General features: G+C 53.5%; 13 protein-coding genes, 1 pseudogene and 2 riboswitches. Of the genes and pseudogenes, 7 read left to right on the top strand and 7 right to left on the bottom strand.

What is annotated here, in order from left to right:
• Nucleotides 1-89: 89 nt before the first annotated feature.
• Nucleotides 90-1,268 carry an acetyl-CoA C-acetyltransferase gene (locus tag NST96_RS22580; protein WP_243014658.1) on the top strand — a complete coding sequence of 393 codons (1,179 nt, stop codon included), beginning with the start codon at nt 90-92 and terminating at the stop codon, nt 1,266-1,268.
• Nucleotides 1,269-1,317: 49 nt separating this feature from the next.
• The gene (locus NST96_RS22575; RefSeq protein WP_024985576.1) at nt 1,318-3,096 is read left to right on the top strand and encodes an acyl-CoA dehydrogenase family protein; all 1,779 of its coding nucleotides are present in this window, start codon (nt 1,318-1,320) and stop codon (nt 3,094-3,096) included.
• 183 nt (nt 3,097-3,279) lie between these two features.
• Here the strand turns inward: NST96_RS22575 and NST96_RS22570 are convergent, their stop codons facing one another.
• From NST96_RS22570 to NST96_RS22560, 3 genes and pseudogenes are all read right to left on the bottom strand, one after another.
• Entirely contained in the window at nt 3,280-4,446 is a 1,167-nt protein-coding gene (locus NST96_RS22570) for a Ger(x)C family spore germination protein (RefSeq protein WP_243014657.1), read from the bottom strand.
• Nucleotide 4,447: 1 nt separating this feature from the next.
• Nucleotides 4,448-5,959: a spore germination protein gene (locus NST96_RS22565; RefSeq protein WP_024985574.1), complete on the bottom strand. Its 1,512-nt coding sequence runs from the start codon at nt 5,957-5,959 to the stop codon at nt 4,448-4,450.
• Nucleotides 5,949-7,037: pseudogene (locus NST96_RS22560) on the bottom strand (endospore germination permease). The gene NST96_RS22565 and the pseudogene NST96_RS22560 overlap by 11 nt, the downstream one beginning before the upstream one ends.
• 186 nt (nt 7,038-7,223) lie before the next feature.
• On the opposite strand from NST96_RS22560, the gene NST96_RS22555 reads away from it, so the two are divergent.
• Genes NST96_RS22555 through NST96_RS22545 form a run of 3 tightly spaced genes read left to right on the top strand, consistent with a single transcriptional unit; the run spans nt 7,224 to nt 10,995 of the window.
• On the top strand, nt 7,224-8,783 hold the full coding sequence (locus NST96_RS22555; RefSeq protein WP_342404701.1) for a spore germination protein: 1,560 nt from the start codon (nt 7,224-7,226) through the stop codon (nt 8,781-8,783).
• Complete coding sequence (locus NST96_RS22550; protein ID WP_003391332.1) at nt 8,780-9,880, top strand: endospore germination permease; 1,101 nt, start codon at nt 8,780-8,782, stop codon at nt 9,878-9,880. Before NST96_RS22555 ends, NST96_RS22550 begins: the two co-directional genes overlap by 4 nt.
• The gene (locus NST96_RS22545; protein ID WP_340701535.1) at nt 9,877-10,995 is read left to right on the top strand and encodes a Ger(x)C family spore germination protein; all 1,119 of its coding nucleotides are present in this window, start codon (nt 9,877-9,879) and stop codon (nt 10,993-10,995) included. The genes NST96_RS22550 and NST96_RS22545 overlap by 4 nt, the downstream gene beginning before the upstream one ends.
• 83 nt (nt 10,996-11,078) lie before the next feature.
• Here NST96_RS22545 and NST96_RS22540 read toward each other — a convergent pair whose 3' ends face one another.
• From NST96_RS22540 to NST96_RS22525, 4 genes are read right to left on the bottom strand one after another with little or no spacing between them, the layout of a single operon-like run.
• On the bottom strand, nt 11,079-11,588 hold the full coding sequence (locus tag NST96_RS22540; protein ID WP_342404698.1) for a cupin domain-containing protein: 510 nt from the start codon (nt 11,586-11,588) through the stop codon (nt 11,079-11,081).
• A 26-nt stretch (nt 11,589-11,614) separates the two neighbouring features.
• Nucleotides 11,615-12,262: a methylthioribulose 1-phosphate dehydratase gene (locus NST96_RS22535; RefSeq protein ID WP_003391341.1), complete on the bottom strand. Its 648-nt coding sequence runs from the start codon at nt 12,260-12,262 to the stop codon at nt 11,615-11,617.
• The gene (locus tag NST96_RS22530; RefSeq protein ID WP_003391343.1) at nt 12,259-12,936 is read right to left on the bottom strand and encodes a 2-hydroxy-3-keto-5-methylthiopentenyl-1-phosphate phosphatase; all 678 of its coding nucleotides are present in this window, start codon (nt 12,934-12,936) and stop codon (nt 12,259-12,261) included. Before NST96_RS22530 ends, NST96_RS22535 begins: the two co-directional genes overlap by 4 nt.
• A complete protein-coding gene (locus NST96_RS22525) occupies nt 12,936-14,147 on the bottom strand; it encodes a 2,3-diketo-5-methylthiopentyl-1-phosphate enolase (RefSeq protein WP_342404695.1) in 1,212 nt (403 codons plus the stop codon). The genes NST96_RS22530 and NST96_RS22525 overlap by 1 nt, the downstream gene beginning before the upstream one ends.
• Before the next feature lie 78 nt (nt 14,148-14,225).
• Nucleotides 14,226-14,378, bottom strand: a riboswitch (SAM riboswitch).
• Nucleotides 14,379-14,529: 151 nt separating this feature from the next.
• Between NST96_RS22525 and NST96_RS22520 the strand changes: the two genes are divergently transcribed.
• On the top strand, nt 14,530-15,036 hold the full coding sequence (locus tag NST96_RS22520) for a sigma-70 family RNA polymerase sigma factor (RefSeq protein WP_003391347.1): 507 nt from the start codon (nt 14,530-14,532) through the stop codon (nt 15,034-15,036).
• Nucleotides 15,026-16,234 carry an anti-sigma factor gene (locus NST96_RS22515; protein ID WP_342404692.1) on the top strand — a complete coding sequence of 403 codons (1,209 nt, stop codon included), beginning with the start codon at nt 15,026-15,028 and terminating at the stop codon, nt 16,232-16,234. The genes NST96_RS22520 and NST96_RS22515 overlap by 11 nt, the downstream gene beginning before the upstream one ends.
• A gap of 99 nt (nt 16,235-16,333) precedes the next feature.
• Nucleotides 16,334-16,481, top strand: a riboswitch (SAM riboswitch).
• Nucleotides 16,482-16,601 lie beyond the last annotated feature (120 nt).

Here is a 16,601-nt window from a genome sequence, read left to right as displayed (position 1 = left end):
GAGCTTTTGCGGGAGCGCGTCTGCACCTGTAATAGTGATAGGCAAAAGGGGAAGATCCCAGGAAGATCGCCAGAAAGAGGGGAAGAGCCATGAAGGAAGCAGTAATCGTCGCAGGTGCCCGCACTGCTGTTGGCAGAGCCAAGCGGGGCAGCCTGAAGGACGTTCATCCCGTTGATATGGGCGCTGCAGTCGTCAGCAATCTGCTCGGCCGGGTGCCGCAGCTGAATCCGGCTGACATCGAGGACATCATTATCGGCAACGCTGTTCCAGAAGCGGAACAAGGAATGAACATGGCCCGTCTGATCGGTTTGCGGGCAGGGCTTCCGACGAACGTATCCGGCATTACGGTCAACCGTTTCTGTTCATCCGGTCTGCAGACGATCGCCTATGCGGCCCATCAGATCATGGTGGGCGGGGCTGACGTAATCGTCGCTGGCGGTGTAGAAAGCATGAGCCTGCTGCCGATGACCGGTCACAAGGTAGCCTTGAACCCGACGCTGGTCGAGACCATGCCGGAGGCGTACATGGGCATGGGGCATACGGCCGAAGAGGTGGCGAAGCGCTACCGGATCAGCCGCGAGGACCAGGATGCTTTCGCGCTGAGGAGTCACCAGCGTGCGGCAGCCGCACTGGCAGCAGGCAAATTCAGCGGAGAAATCGTCCCGATCACTGTCAAGTCGCATTATCTCGATGAAAATCACAAGCTGCACGTGCAAGAGCGCGTTTTTGATACGGACGAAGGAGTCCGGGCAGACACTTCGCTGGAAGCGCTGGCCAAATTGAAGCCGGTCTTCCACGTCAAAGGCAGCGTCACGGCAGGCAACTCTTCGCAGACGAGCGATGGCGCCGCGGCCGTTCTGGTCATGTCGGCAGAAAAGGCGGCAGAGCTGGGTGTCCAGCCGATCGCCAAGTTCAGATCGTTTACGGTCGGCGGTGTCGAGCCGGACGTGATGGGGATCGGACCGGTGGTGGCCATTCCGAAGGCGCTGAAAATGGCGGGACTGAGCATTGCCGATGTAGACCTGTTTGAGCTGAACGAAGCGTTCGCCTCCCAGTCGCTGGCAGTTATCCGAGAGCTTGGCCTTGACGAGGAAAAGGTGAATGTAAACGGCGGAGCGATCGCGCTGGGCCATCCGCTCGGCTGCACAGGCGCCAAGCTGACCGTCTCCCTCCTGAACGAACTGAAACGGCGCGGCGGCAAATACGGCGTCGTGACGATGTGCATCGGCGGCGGAATGGGAGCCGCAGGCGTATTTGAAATGGTGTAGGCAAGCGCATTGACGTTATTCAATCGAAAAGCTAAAGGAGAGAATGGCAATGGCTGATACCAAAGAATTGATCCGCGGCGGCAGCTTTCTGATTGACGCAGGCAGCGCCGACTCGATGTTTGTTCCTGAGGAATACACGGAAGAACAAAAAATGATCGCCAAAACGACAGAAGAGTTCGTCGTCGGTGAAGTTCGCCCCCATTTGGAAGAGATCGAAAACCATAACTTCGACATCTCGGTCCGCCTGCTGAAGGAAGCCGGCGAGCTGGGCCTGCTGGGCGGCGACGTGCCGGAAAAATACGACGGCCTGGGTCTGGACAAAGTGAGCACGGCTTTGGTGACAGAGAAGTTTTCGCTGGCACGCGGCTTTGCGCTCAGCTACGGAGCCCATGTGGGCATTGGTTCCCTGCCGATCGTCTACTTCGGCAATGACGATCAAAAGCGCCGCTACCTGCCGGATCTCGCCTCCGGCAAACGTCTGGCTGCGTATTGCCTGACCGAGCCAGGCTCCGGTTCAGATGCGCTGGGTGCAAAGACGACGGCCAAACTGTCCGAGGACGGCAAGCATTATATTCTGAACGGCGAGAAGCAATGGATCACCAACGCAGGCTTTGCCGATGTCTTTATCGTGTACGCTAAAATCGATGGCGAGCACTTTACCGCTTTTATCGTGGAGCGCGAATTCCCCGGAGTGTCATTTGGACCGGAGGAAAAGAAGATGGGCATCAAGGGTTCCTCTACTCGCACTGTCATTCTGGAGGATGTTCCGGTACCGGTGGAAAACCTGCTGGGCGAGCCGGGCAGAGGCCATGTCATCGCCTTCAACATCCTCAACGTAGGCCGCTACAAGCTGGCCGTAGGAGCGGTCGGCTCCGCGAAACGGGCGCTGGAGCTGGCGACCAACTACGCAAAAGAGCGGAAGCAGTTCAAGACGCCGATTGCCAACTTTACGCTGATCAAAAACAAGCTGGCCAACATGGCGCTGAAAACATACGCATCGGAAAGCTCCGTGTACCGGACCGTCGGCTTGTTCGACACCGCTCTCTCCAGCCTCGGCGACAAGCAAGATGACGGGCGCGAGGTGGCGAAGGCAATCGCCGAATACGCAATCGAATGCTCAATCAACAAGGTGTTTGCTACAGAGGTACTCGACTACTGCGTGGATGAAGGTGTGCAAATCCATGGGGGCTACGGCTTTATGTCGGAGTACGAGATCGAGAACATGTACCGCGACTCCCGGATCAACCGGATCTTTGAAGGGACAAACGAAATCAACCGCATGCTGATCCCTGACATGCTCGTCAAGAAAGCGATGAAAGGAGAGCTGCCTCTGCTGCAAGCGGCAGCCAACCTGCAGGAAGAGTTGATGAGCTACTATCCGGAGGAGATCGAAGACGCACCGCTGGCTCAGGAGAAGCACCTGATCGATATGACCCGCAAAATCATCCTGATGGTGGCCGGTTCCGCCTTGATGAAGTATCAACAGGCGATTGCGAAAGAGCAGGAGCTGCTCGCTCTCGCGGCAGACATGCTGATCGAGCTGTACGCGATGGACAGCGTCGTCAAGCGGACAGAGAAAGCCATTGCCAAAAACGGCGTTGAGAAGGAGCAGCAAAAGCTGGATCTGACGACCGTTTACGTGAGCGATGCGTTTGACAAGGTTGAAGCATGGGCGAAGGAAGCGCTGGCTGCGATGGAGGAAGGCGACGATCTCAGAATCCGCCTCTCGATTTTGAAAAAGCTGACGCGGCGCACTCCGATCAACACGGTTCAGATGAAGCGTGTCATCGCTGATCGTGTCATCGAAGCCGGCGGATATGTGCTGTAGAGTCGGGGGAAGGCCATTTCAATGTAACAACATGCGGCGCTGACCACGTCGACTATTGGCAAAACAGAAGCAGATCACGAAAGGCTGCCTGGCCTGGTGATCTGCTTTGTTATGTTCCGGCTACTTTTTCTGCGTATATATCCGCTGTCCGAAGCGAGCCGCTCCATCGGCGGCTCAGCCCTTTCATCTCCTGTCATCCGCGCCTGTTTTCCGCTGACGCACTTTCGAAATGCCTCCATCGGTTATTTTGACCTCGACCTCAATCGATTTCAAAGAGTCTGGTGTCAAAGGAAGCACGCCCTCCTGATTCAAGTGATGCCACTCGCGGGGAAATTTTCGATAAAAGGAATGTCCCAATTCAAGCGTATCGATTCCCAGCTTCAGCCCGCGGTCATAGAGCGAGCGGACCTCGGCTTCAATCTGTCTGGCTGCATCCTTTTCCAAGAGCGCTATACGGGTTGGCTGAAACAATTGAGTCACGTAGCCCGTTGTCTTGATGGATATGCGAAAGATGGGACGGCCTTTTTCCAATCCCGGTATTATTTTGGGGCGTGGGGACTCCATCACCAGCAGAGCCGATTTTTTTCCCGACTTAAGAAGAGTCCGCCGCGTCTCTTTCTCCAGCCACCGTACGCCTGCGACCTGCTCGTGGGGCAAGCACCCCTTCAGCTCTTTGTTTTGCAGGAAGCAGATTCCGTTAATCTTCAACTGCGGAAGTGGCTTTTTGTTTTCGGTCCACGGTTTTTTTTCCACTGACAGGAAGGGAAGGCGGACTGCTCCATTCGGCTCGTTTCTCTCGGAAATGACTCGAAACAATAATAGGGGCCGAATGTACGAAAATTGGCCGTAAATGTCTTTGGGGTCGGCCAGTTGGGAGTAAAGGACGGATATTCCCAGTATCGGCCTGGCGTTGAAGACGTCCTCAAGCGATTCTTTCGTGGCAAAGGACCATACGGAATAACGAAATTCTTGGTACCTGTCTAGCGCATCCATGACCTGATCAAACTTTCCGTGCTTCAAGGCCCGTTCAGTGAAAACAATGGAGTGCACGTGGCTCCATATGAGCCGCTGCTGAGTGGTCGTATAAATCTGATAGATGGCTGAAACGTAGGTGTCGCCTTCGCCTTTTGCAACGGAGACTGGTTCTCTCGTCAATTGTGTATTGCTTTCTTTTTTGGCGATGTTGGAAAAGCCGAGAATTTGCAGATAGACGACTACCTTGTGATTGACGTAATCGACTCCAATCGCATCGATGTAAATAAGCTGTTCGATATCCCGGGCGTTCCAGCAGCCGCCCAGCAGGATCGAAGCAGCCAACACGACGGCTATCATCCGCTTTGTTCGTTCCATCCTAAGAATCGTTCTCCTTGCGCGAAGAGCGTTTCAAAATGCTTGCTTTTCCTTCCCATAACCGCCATGGCATGCGAATCAGGACCTTGGCCATGTCTCGCAGGACAGGGGGAGAGAGCGGTGTCAGGTAGTAGACGCCAAAGGAACGGGAGTTGGCAAAGAAGAGGAGTACGCCAATCAGCGCCATCATGAATCCGAATATCCCGAAGACCGAACAAATGATAAGAACGGCAATGCGGAGGAGACTGAGGGTCCCGACTACACTCTGATTCACCATGGTAAAGGTAGCCATAATGGAAATGGCGATAATGACCAGGCTGCCGGGAGCAGTCAAACCGGCAGAAATGGCTGCCTGTCCGACGATCAGTCCGCCGACGACAGAGAGTGTTTGTCCGATGGCCATCGGCATACGCAAACCCGCTTCGCGAAACAACTCAAAAAGCAGAAGCATGAACAATGCTTCCAAGGCGGCCGGAAGCGGCACTCCTTGACGGGAAATCACCATGGTGGCGATCATGGTGTAAGGTAGCTGGTCCTGATGGTATGTTACCAATGCCACCCAAAATCCGGGCAAAAACAAGGCCGCGAACACACTGCACAGGCGAATGATGCGGACAAACACGACCATGTAGATCGAGGTGTTGGCATCCTCCGACGTGTTGATCAAATACGTAAAGTTGGCCGGTGCGACCAATGCGGTCGGAGAACCGTCAACCAAGATGGCAAAGCGCCCGGTCAACAGGCTGTTTACCACGAAATCGGGTCTTCCCGTATGCTCATACAACGGCAGAATCGTAAACGGGGTATCCAGCAAAAGCTCTTCCAGTTGGGTGCTTGTTACGATCCCATTGCTTTTGATCGAGGAGAGCTTGAGCCGGATTTCATCGACAAGCTTTTGGTCAATCGTGTGGTGAAGGTACAACAATCCGACCTTCGTCCGTGTCTGGCTTCCCAGAATGTACGACTCGTAATGCAAGAGCGGAGTTTTCAGCCTCTTGCGGATCAGCGCGACATTCGTCGTGATATCTTCGGTAAAGCCGTCGCGAGGTCCGCGAATGGAAACTTCCGTATTCGGTTCTTCGGGGGAGCGCTGCGGACGATTATCCGCATCTATGCTGTACAGTGCTCCCCACTCGTTGAACAAGATCAGCAATTTTCCCTCGAACACATGGTTTACGATCTCGTCTGCATTGGCCTGAGTCAACTTCCTTAGAAAAAAGGGGCGTTTCTGCTGCAAATCTTGCTCTTCGGTGATCTCTCCGGAGCGAAATAGTTCACTCATTTCCGGGAGGATGTACTCCATGAGGATATGCTTGTCACAAAGGCCTTCCGCATAGATCAGATATACAGTGACGTCTTGCAAATGAGGGAGCATGCCGTAGTGTTCCACAGAGACATCGTGGCAGCCTGAAAAAAGCTGGCGGATCGCTTCAGGACGGAGGCTGTCCAGATGGGGAATCTCACCCGGGGAATTCACTTGATCGGAAGGGTGCTCTCGCGTCTTATTGTTCATGGAGATCCTCCTTCTTGCTGGAGAGTAACGCCAGTAACGTAAGTGTCAAAGTCAGGAGCAAGGCGGCAATGAGCAGGCCGGGCAGCAAAAATCTGGTCAGTGACAAATAGAACCCGATATCGTCATAGGGCCACAATGCCAAACACATGCTCACCAGACAGGCGAAAACGAGGACCCAAACCCGCTTGCGGCCGTCCGGAAAATTGAATATCTCGACGAGCAAATAAAAGGCGAGAGATACGCGGATGAAAGCTCCGCTAAACCATTGATAGATACTGAGAAAATCGACGTGCTCGATATACAGGCCGATTTTCACCAGCCGCCATTCCTCAAAAGCGGGATAACGCAGCTTCGCCGCTTCTGCAGGTCCAAATTCGGTAATGGCACCGGTAAGCGGCCCGATTGTAAGCTATACCATGATGAGGCCAAGGATGGCCAGCCTCCAGAACGTCACCTTTACCCCGACGTGATGCTTGATCAGCAAGAGCAGGAATAATTCCGAAAATCCCGCACCAGCGTACACCATTCCCCTCAAGACGGGCTCCCACCCATACTCCAGTACGGGGAACAGATAAGAATAATCTTTGTACTGCAGGTTGGTGCTCATCACGAAAAAACCCAGAAGAACGACGATCGGCAGCAGAAAGACAGATACCATCGAGATCGAGCGTATGCCAAAGAGAGAGTTGATGAGACAGACAAGAGCAAAAAAAAGCGCATGAATAAACATAGGGGCTTGTGGAGCGAACGTAAGGTTCACCCAGGTAATCGTGTCTTTTATCGTGATTACGGCCAGTCCCACCACATACAAGGCCAACAAAAGAGAGAGAAACCGTGTGACACCGGTTCCGTACTTCCTTTTCATCCATACGAGCAAAGGCTCGTTCCCGGTTTTCCGATAAACGTAGGAAATCATCCAAATCAATAGGAGGTACAGCGGAACTACAGCGATAACAGAGATCCAGGCATCTCGTCTCGCTGCATCCAGAAGTATCGGAATGACAATCACGTGGTTCATCAATCCGTTGGAGAGCATGAGAATAAAGATCAACTGAATAAACGAAATGCCATTTTTCATAGGTTTCCCGCCAGACTTTTCCTGATCTCTCCTAAAGTATGAGCAATTGATGGGGGAGTATACGGCACCCCCGAAAGTTCCGTCCATGTGGGGGCGAAGGTTGGGCGCTGTCAGGACGTGCATATTTTTACAGCAGTTTCCTCACTCTATACGAAAGAATACATTTTTGCTCAAGGGTAGGATCTCATGAGAAATCTGCGAGACTGGCTGCGTGGCAAGAAATCGTTTTTACAACAGGCCGGGGATGCTCAGGTTAGACAACCTGGCTCACCTTCAGCAAAGCCCATAAGTACGAGTCTGTCGGATAATATGCTAGAACTTCGTAAGAGATTTCCCTTAACACCAGATTTGATCATTCGCCATATGGACAATCCTGTGACGAGAGAGCGGGCCATACTGGTTTATCTGAGCGGATTGGTGGATAGAAACGCGATTAACAACAACGTCATCCGGCCGTTTCTGGACAAGCGGCGGTCGAGAGAAAGCAGTATTTTCAATGTCCTTACAGTGGGGAACATGGATTTCATCACAGACTGGAATGACGTCGAATCCTCGATTCTGTTGGGGAACAGCTTGTTGTTCCTTGAGGGGCAAAGCAAGGTTTTCGTGATCGAAGCGCGCGGCTGGCCGCAGCGGGCTATTGAAGACCCCCAGTCCGAAGCATCGCTCCTGGGTGCCCACCAAGGCTTTGTGGAAACGAGCATACAAAATATAGCGATGATTCGCCGGTATATTCCCAACCGCGAGTTGAAAATTCAGGAGTATACCCTCGGGAGTAGAGGGATCAGCAAAGCCTCCGTTCTATACCTGGCTGACGTGGCAAAGCCGGAAGTAGTCAAAGAGATGGTAGACCGGCTTCAACAAGTCAATATCGACACGATCCTAAACACAGGGGAACTGCGGGAAATCATCGAAGACAGCAGGTACTCTCCGTTTCCTCAACTGATCACGACCGAGCGGCCGGATACGGCTGCCTCCCATATCCTGCAAGGGAGAGTTGCGGTCGTCGTGGACCGGACGCCCAAAGTATTGATTGGACCTGCCGGCTTCGTTACCTATTTCCAAAACGTGGACGACTATAATTTGCGCTGGCCTGTCGCTACCTTTATCCGGACACTCCGGTTCATGGCCTTTTTGGTTGCCACCTTTTTGCCAACCTTGTACATCGCGGTTGTTTCCTTCAATTATGAAATCATCCCGTTGGATTTGCTGCTTTCTGTCGGGGAGTCGAGGGAACGCGTCCCATTTCCGCCGCTTTTGGAGGCGATGCTGATGGAGATTACGCTGGAAATGCTCAGGGAGGCGGGGATACGCCTGCCTGCCCCGATCGGGCAAACCGTCGGCATTGTCGGGGGGATCGTGATCGGCCAAGCCGCCGTACAAGCGGGGATTGTCAGCAACATCATGGTAATCGTCGTCGCGTTCACGGCGATTGCCTCGTTTATCATCCCCAATTACGATATGGCTTCCGCCGTCCGCCTGGTTCGCTTTTTGATGATGGGGCTGTCGGCCATGTTCGGCATCGTGGGGATTGTCATCGGCTTGATGGGATTGATCGGGCATATGATTGCGCTGGAAAGCCTTGGCGTCCCCTATGGGGCTCCGCTGGCGCCTGCGAGATTTGCCGATTGGAAGGACCTGATTCTCCGGATCCCCTTGTGGGATATGGACAAGCGGCCGGTCAGCGCCAGAGCGGTCCAGACCAAAAGGCAGGGTACATCCGGCTCGGGGGAGGAAGGACAGTGAACCCATACGCGACCCGACAGATTACTGTCCTCCAATACATTTTTTTTATCCATGGAGCCCAGGTAGGAATCGGCATTTTGACCATCCCTCGCGATGTAGCGGAAATTGCCGGTACGGATGGATGGATCGGGATTATTCTCGGATGGCTTGCCGCGATTATGGCCAGCTTGATCATTGTCAACACGATGAAGAGGTATCCGGAATGCACCATCATTGACCTGATGCCACTATTCTTTGGAAAATGGCTGGGGAAGTGCCTGATCGCGGTGATTGTGCTCTATTGCGCATACGCTGCCACTACTGTGTTGGCCAATACGGGCGGCATCTTGAAGGTTTGGCTCCTGCCGCTCACTCCTTTTTATCAGATCATGATTTTGCTTTTGATTCCTGTTCTGTTTTTGGTCGGCAAAGGAGTAAAGACGTTGGCGCGGTATGCGGAATTGATTTTTTACTTAAGCCTATGGGTGCCGATCGCTTTGATCGTTTCTCTGAAGGAGCCTCAGTATCTGTATCTTCTGCCCGTTTTGAAGGAGGGCTGGGGACCTGTTCTGAAGGCTGTGCCAACCACGATTCTCTCCTTTTTAGGCTTTGAGCTGGCCTTTTTTCTGTACCCGCATCTGCAAAAGAAACAGTTTGCCGCTGTTGGAATTGTCATTGCCAATACGCTATCGATGCTTCTGTTTCTGTTCGTCACCCTGATTGCTTATGTCATCTTCAGCCCGGATCAAATCACAAAGTTTATCTGGCCTGTTTTAAGCATGTGGAAAGGGGTAGAATACCGGTTTCTGGAAAGGATCGACATCCTGTTTCTTGCTTTCTATCTGTTTATCATTTCGACAACCTGGATGCCGTACATGTACTTTACGGTTTTTGGAGCAGGCCGGTTGTTCAAAAAGTCCAATGAGAAAAAATACCTGCTTGGCTTTATGGCTTTGCTCGTAGCAGTGACAATGTTTTACACCCCTTCCTTTTTCGATATTCGAAAGCTGGGGGAAACATGGAGCAAAGCAGGGATGATTTTCGGATATGCTGTTCCCTTTTTCTTGTGGGGGTATGAGCGCCTGTTTCACAAATACCGGCAGAGGAGGATGCCATGATCCGGCGATTGCACTTCCTGATCCTGACAATGCTGTTGGCCATACTGCCGGGGTGCGCTGATTTGCGAAATCTGGAGGATGTCACCTTGGCGCTCATGGCGGGGATAGACCTGAGCGAAAAAAATGAGCTCTTGTTCTACGTATCAAGTCCTGTATTCAGCAAAGACGCGAAAAAGAAGGTAGAGGAGTACGGAGTAAGAGCCGATAGTATCCGCCAGTCGACCAAAAGGTTTGATGCGCTCGTGACGGCCCTGACGGTAGGAGGAAAAATCCAGCTCATCGTTCTGGGCAAGCGGCTGCTGCAGCATCCCGACTGGTTTTCGCTGCTCGACACTCTCTACAGGGACGGGCGAATGACGGTTAACTCTCGCGTCGTGGTAGTAGATGGTCCCGTGCATTCCGTCTTTCATTTGAATCCTGCGGATAAACCGCGATTGCCCCTTCATCTGACGCAATTGCTCGATACAGCGAACCGCCGAAATCTGACAGTCAAAACAACAACGCAGGAGTTTCACCGCATGATGGCTGAGAAGGGAATGACGCCCTCCATAACGGAGTTCAGAGAGCGAAATAGCGTTGTAGAGGTCATGGGTACGGCTCTGTTGGACCATCAAGGGAAATACGTTACGCTGCTCCTTCCCAAAGATACCATTCTGCTTCAGATTCTCATCCACAAATTGCAGGGAGAAATGACGCTGACAGTGCCGTTGCCAGGACAATCAGATCAGCAGAAAGTAATCAAGCCGCGGGTCTCCTTCTTTGTGAAGGATGTAACCAGAACAGTAAAAACCGGATACCGCGACAACCGTTTTCGATTTGATGTAGAATTGCAAATGGAAATCTCCCTGGCGGAGCAAATGTTCCCGGTTGAACCTGCAAAGCAATACAAGAAACTGGAACAGTTGATTGAGAAGCAGTTGGCCCAAAAGTACGCCGACCTGATCAAACAATTTCAAAAACAAAAGGTAGATCCTGTCGGCTTCGGGGTGTACGCCCGGGCGTACCAGTACAAGGAATGGAAAAAGGTTCAGGATGATTGGCCGGCGGCATTTGCCAAAGCAGAGGTGCGGGTCAAGCCTGTTATCTCTATCAAAGGAATTGGCATTACGGAATAAAAAAACTCTCTTGAGCAAGGCGGAATTGCCGGATGCGGCCAATCCGCCAAGCTCAAGAGAGGGCTCTTTCTGTTATCCGTAAATTAATAAATCGCTTCCCAGCCTGCAGGAGTGACGAACAGGCGGATCGCCTTGATCTTGCGGTCGTCCATCAATGTAAAGTAGTGGCGATAGTTCGGAGGAACGGAGATGAGGTCGCCCGGCTCCATTTCCACATCGAAGTAGCGGTCGTCTTTTCCTTTGATGGCAAAAATGCCGTGGCCGTCTACGCAAAAACGGCATTCGTCATCTGTGTGGTGATGCTCGTTCTTGAATTTGACCAGCAATTCATCCAGATTCGGTGTCTTGTCGGACAGGACAATGATGTCAGCGGTCAAATAGCCGCGGCGCGCGCTGATCGCATCGATTTCCGGTTTAAAAGCGTCGAGGATCTGCTGCTTTTCTTCATCGGTCGGGCTGTAGTTGCTCTTGAGCTGTTCGTCGAGACGGTCAACGCCCCAGTGCTCGTAAATGATTCCCTGCGTGTCCAAAAACGAGATGACACTCTCGCCGGTCAAATACTCGTTGTTGTCGTGAAAGCGTACTTTTGCCATGTTACAGGCCTCCTTGGGGTGGTTGTTTATGGAGCAGCCACAGCGGCTTGGCGAAGCTGCAGCCAGCGCGCGTGGTATTCAAACAGAAATTCAAATGCTTCCAGGTGCCTCTTCGCCGCAAAGTCGCTGTCGCCCCAGGCGTAAATGCCGTGGTTGCGGATCAGCACGCCGGGAACCTCGGGCGTAATGACTTTTTCGATGGCGGAAGCGAGCGTCGGAATATCGGCAAAATTCTCGACAATCGGGACGGTGATGCGGGCGTTTTCTTCCCAGATGCCGAGCCCCTTGATCAATTCCTGTCCTTGTATGGAAAAGGCTCGCTGGCCGAAGTACAGCTCAGAGATGAGGTTGTTCCAGACCGTGTGGACATGGAAGCATGCTTTTGCCGTAGGAATGACGCGGTAGACGACAGCGTGGACCAGCGTCTCTGCTGACGGCTTGAGTGCTGTAGGTTCTACCGGCTGAGAGTTGCCGTCTACGACCAGATAGTCCTCGGGCGAGAGCTTTGTCTTGTCCTTGCCGCTGGCAGTCACGGCAAATTGCAAGGGTTCGTCGCTCAATTTGATCGAAAGGTTGCCGCTGGTGCCGGGAAACCAGTCCCGGCGGGCAAAGGTCAGCTTGGCTTCGTCCAGGCGGCGAAAAGCGTCCAAGCGCTGTTCAAGTGTAATCGTCATGATGATGGTACCTCCTGCCTGCGTTTCAGCTCCTGCAAGATAGCGATGACGTCGTGGAACGTCGCAAACGACTTGAAGGGCAGCCCCAGCTCCTCGCTTTTTTGAGCCAGGAGCGAACGGGCAATGACAAAGTCGGCGATTTTGGCTCCGGCCAGATCGGTGATCGAATCGCCGATGACGACGCGGTAGTATCGCTCTGGATCGTAGCGGCGGATAATGGCTGTTTTGCACATGCCGCAGTTGTTGTCGCAATGCTCGTCGCACGCATGCGGCCAGGTAATCGTGATGCGCGGTCCGCTGAAGTCGCTGCCGTTGCAATAGATCGGCACATCGAGTGCAAACGGGGCAAGGATCGGCTCGACAAAAAAGTCAATGCCGCCGCTGGTGATCAACAGCTCGATGCCTTCCTCCCGGCAGAAGCGGACGAATTCGGCAAATCCGGGGCGAATCGTCGCCTCTTTGACGATGTAGTCTATGATCTCCTGCTTTTTCTCGGATGGGATCAGCTTGAACAACGCGCCGACACCTTCGCGGATCGACACCTTTTGGGTGAGAATCTGCTCGATCAACTCTTCCCGCTCAGGCGGAGCAAAACGTCGCATAATCGCGACAATATTGTCTTTTTCCGTAATTGTTCCGTCAAAATCGCAAAACAGCACGAGTGGCTTGGTCATCATTTTGTTCCCCATTTCTGCAAAGCCTGTGACAGTTCAGCAGATTCGGAGGAAGCGTCCTCCAGCGTTTGTCCTGCCACGACTGCGTTGATCGCTGCGACAAACGCTCGGGCGCCTGCCGTCGCACCACCTGGATGGCCGTGAATGCCCCCACCGGCATTGACCACCTGGTCCAGGCCAAAATCCTCGTACAATTGCGGGACAAGGCCGGGATGGATGCCCGCAGACGGTACCGGAAATGATTTGCGCAAAGTTCCGGTCGGTTCGGTCAAATGCTCCGCCAGCTTGAGCGCTTCTTCTTTGTTCAACGCCACATTTCCGTACGGCGATGGGAAGAGCACCAGGTCTGCGCCAGCCAAGCGCATCAGCTTGCCCAGGAGCAGCGGTGTCCCAATACCGTAGACGGGCGACGGATAGTAGGCTCCGGCGAGCGCCGGGTGGGCCATAATCGGCACCTGAACATCCGGGTCTGCAGCCAGTCGGTGCAGGGCATCGTAGCCAAAGGCAAGCACGTTAAACAGCAGGCAGTCTGCGCCGGCTTCCACAGCTCTCTTGGCACGTTCGGTCAAGTCGGTGACCGACCCGGTCAGATTGGCCGCATACAGAACCGGTTTCCCTGTTTCCGCTTCTGTTTCCCGGGCAATCTGTTTAAACGCCCGGATTCGTTCCAGAAAGGGAGCACGGTCATCGGCAAAGAAAATTTCGTCATCTTTTACTAGGTCAACGCCGCCCAGAGCCTGTGCCCGAAACTGGGTTTTCAGATCGTCAAACGGCAGGCCGAGGCAGGATTTGAAAATGCTCATCAAGAGTGGGCGATTATGCGCTCCGAGCCGATCTCTGATGCCTGAGATGCCGTATTTCGGGCCGGGAAAAGCGGCCAAAAACGCTTCCGGAAACTGTATGTCAATCAGCTTGATTTTTCCGTCCATGGACAGTTTCCCAAAGACGCCTGTCAACAAGGACGGAATGTCAGCGGTAAAGTTGCGAACCGGGTAGCTGATCGTAATCAATCCGCGGCTTTCGCCGTTTTCCAGGGTATCGAGCACCTGGGCGCCGACAGCTTCACCCAAATAGGGCTTCAAATCTGCCTGCTTGGCTGCGGGCAGATCGGTCCAACTGCCGACAGTCATCCCGACGGCGATCGCTTCCGCCTTTTTTTGCAAGTCCTTTGCCTGAGTCAAATAGGTGACGAGGATGCGTTGTTCGCTCAATGAGGAAACCTCCTTTTCTCGCAAAAAAACCTCCCCTTCGAGAGGGGAGGCGCTTTCGTCCGATAACGTTTTCGTCTCCTCTCATCTCTCGGTTCAGGGTCGAAGTGGCAGACTTTCGTCGGCGGCTTCGACTCTCACCGTTGGAATTAGCACCGTTTCGCCCCCCTTGCAGGGTAAGCGCCGGTTGCCGGGCATCATAGGGCCAGTCCCTCAGCCAGCTCGCGATAAGAGTTTCATGTACAGTATGCATTTGACTTGCGATAACCCCATGATATGCTGTTCCTTTTCGGGAGTCAACCCTTGTTTTGAGCATTAAAAATTTTGCTGCAGGTGGAACTTTTTCTAAAAAAAGGCGTGGTATCAGGTGAAAGGGTGTGAAGGAATGGGAAAGGCAGGAGTGGAGGATGTGTACCGCCTGCACGTCAATGACATATACCGCTACCTCCGCAAGCTCACCGGCGATGCAGGCTGGGCGGAGGATCTGACGCAGGAGACCTTTTTCCGTGCCTTTCAGCACCTGGATACCTATCGGGGAGAAAAAGTGCGTCCTTGGCTGTTCAAGGTAGCGTACCACGCGTTTATCGACTGGCACCGCAAGCAAAAGCGCAGGCCTGTTCAACTGATCGACACCTTGCCTGAGCAGGCGGATCAGGCGGCGGTCAGTCCGGAATCGGCGGCACTGGCTAGGGAGACGGCGGCCCTCGTGCAGACTGTTCTCCGGGGGCTGCCGGAAAAACAGCGACAGGTGCTGCTGCTTCATGCGGAAAAGCTCAGCTATGCGGAAATAGCCGACGTCCTCGGCATCGATGTGGCCGATGTGAAGCGGTCGATCTACCGGGGACGATTGAAGATGCGAAAATGGTGGGGGGACGGTCAACATGGCGGATAACGGCAAGCTGGAGGATCATAAGCAAAAAAGCCGGGAGCGCGATCAGCTCCTTCTCGCTTATCTGCGGGGGGAGCTTGGCGCTGAGGAGACAGCGCGATTGAGGCAGCGTCTCGCAGACGACCCGGAGTATGCGGAGCGACTGGAGGAGCTTTTGCTGGGAGGCGGGCTGATGCAGACAGAACCGGAAGACAAAGCCGCGGATTTTTTGCCGGAGGAGAAGCAGCGCTCCATCATCCGCTGGGGAAAGTGGAAGAGCAGGCTGTCCAACGCCGCCTACACGGTGGGGATCTCGCTGCTGATCGGCTTTGTCCTGTTGTTTGTCAACTATTGGATTGGCCGGTCGCTGTATGAAGATATGTTTCGCGTCTCCAAGGATTTGGTGAATTTCACTCAGCCGGGGATCGTAGCAGGCAGCAGCGGCGCGCAGGTTGGCCTTTTTTATGGCAGCATTCAAATGGAGCTGCGCGAAAAGGTGGGGGGCGACCGTCAGCAGCCAGGGTATTTCGAGACTACGAATGTGTTTACCAAAGTATCCTCCCGCCCGGTATGGAACGACGGCGTTCGGAAGAAAAATCTGTTTTTCCTGTTCCCGCTTCAGACGAAGCTGCAGGAGGATACCTCTTTCAGACGAGAGCCCGCGTGGAAGACGCTTGAAATGCTGCCGGAGGGGACGGTATCGCAACTGGCGATTTCCTTTGACCGGTTTATGAGCCTGGAGGAAATGTACGCTTTCCTGGCTCCGTATAATTTGGACCTTACCTGGCTGGCCGTGGATACCGGACAGGAGGTGCTGCATGAGGATGCCAAAGAAGGCGTGCTGCTGCTTTCGGCCGGTGACGTCTGGGGTTTTTCCGAACATGGGCTGGACTATGGACTGGGACCGATTCAGGTAAATGGCGAAGCAGATCGCCGCACCCGGGCGTACGTGGAGGAGATGAAATACCTCGCCGAGCAGGAGAGGCTGAGCAGATCGATCGGACAAAGCCTGTTCAACAGCAGATCAGGATTGAAGATCGACGAGCGCTATCGGTATTTGGAGAAAAACGGTATCAAAACGTATGGAATCGTCGTCACCGGTCCGACCAAGGAACTGCTCAAGCTGAAGCAGGAAGCTGCCATCACCGCCGCATTCGTAGGACAAATTGACTGGTGGAACTGGAATCGTCCGAGTGCAAGCGGACAGCAAAACAGCTGGTAAGGCCGAGGATCAGCCGACTGGCAAAAAACAAAAAAGAGTGTTGACAGCGTGCATAGCCGCGTGTATGATTCAAACTAATCAAAACAGCATACGTTGGATACCTTATCCAGAGAAGGTGGAGGGACTGGCCCGATGATACCCGGCAACCGACACAGCGCTTGCCTGTCAGCTAGACTGACGGCGCGATTGCAAGCGATGTGCACGGTGCTAATTCCTGCAGAAGCAAAAGTATTCTGGAAGATAAGGGGGAGACGACACGCCCTGCCGCGTACGTATACGACCTCTTTTCTTCGGGAAAAGAGGTCTTTTTGCATGTCTGGCTGCAAAAACGGCTTGATCGGAGGCGCAGCCTGCAACATACCGTGCG

Origin of the sequence: Brevibacillus sp. FSL K6-2834, from assembly GCF_038592925.1 — a bacterium.
Lineage (GTDB): Bacteria > Bacillota > Bacilli > Brevibacillales > Brevibacillaceae > Brevibacillus > Brevibacillus borstelensis.
The sequence above is the reverse complement of the archived record's forward strand: the minus strand, read 5'-3'. Positions and strand labels throughout refer to the sequence as shown.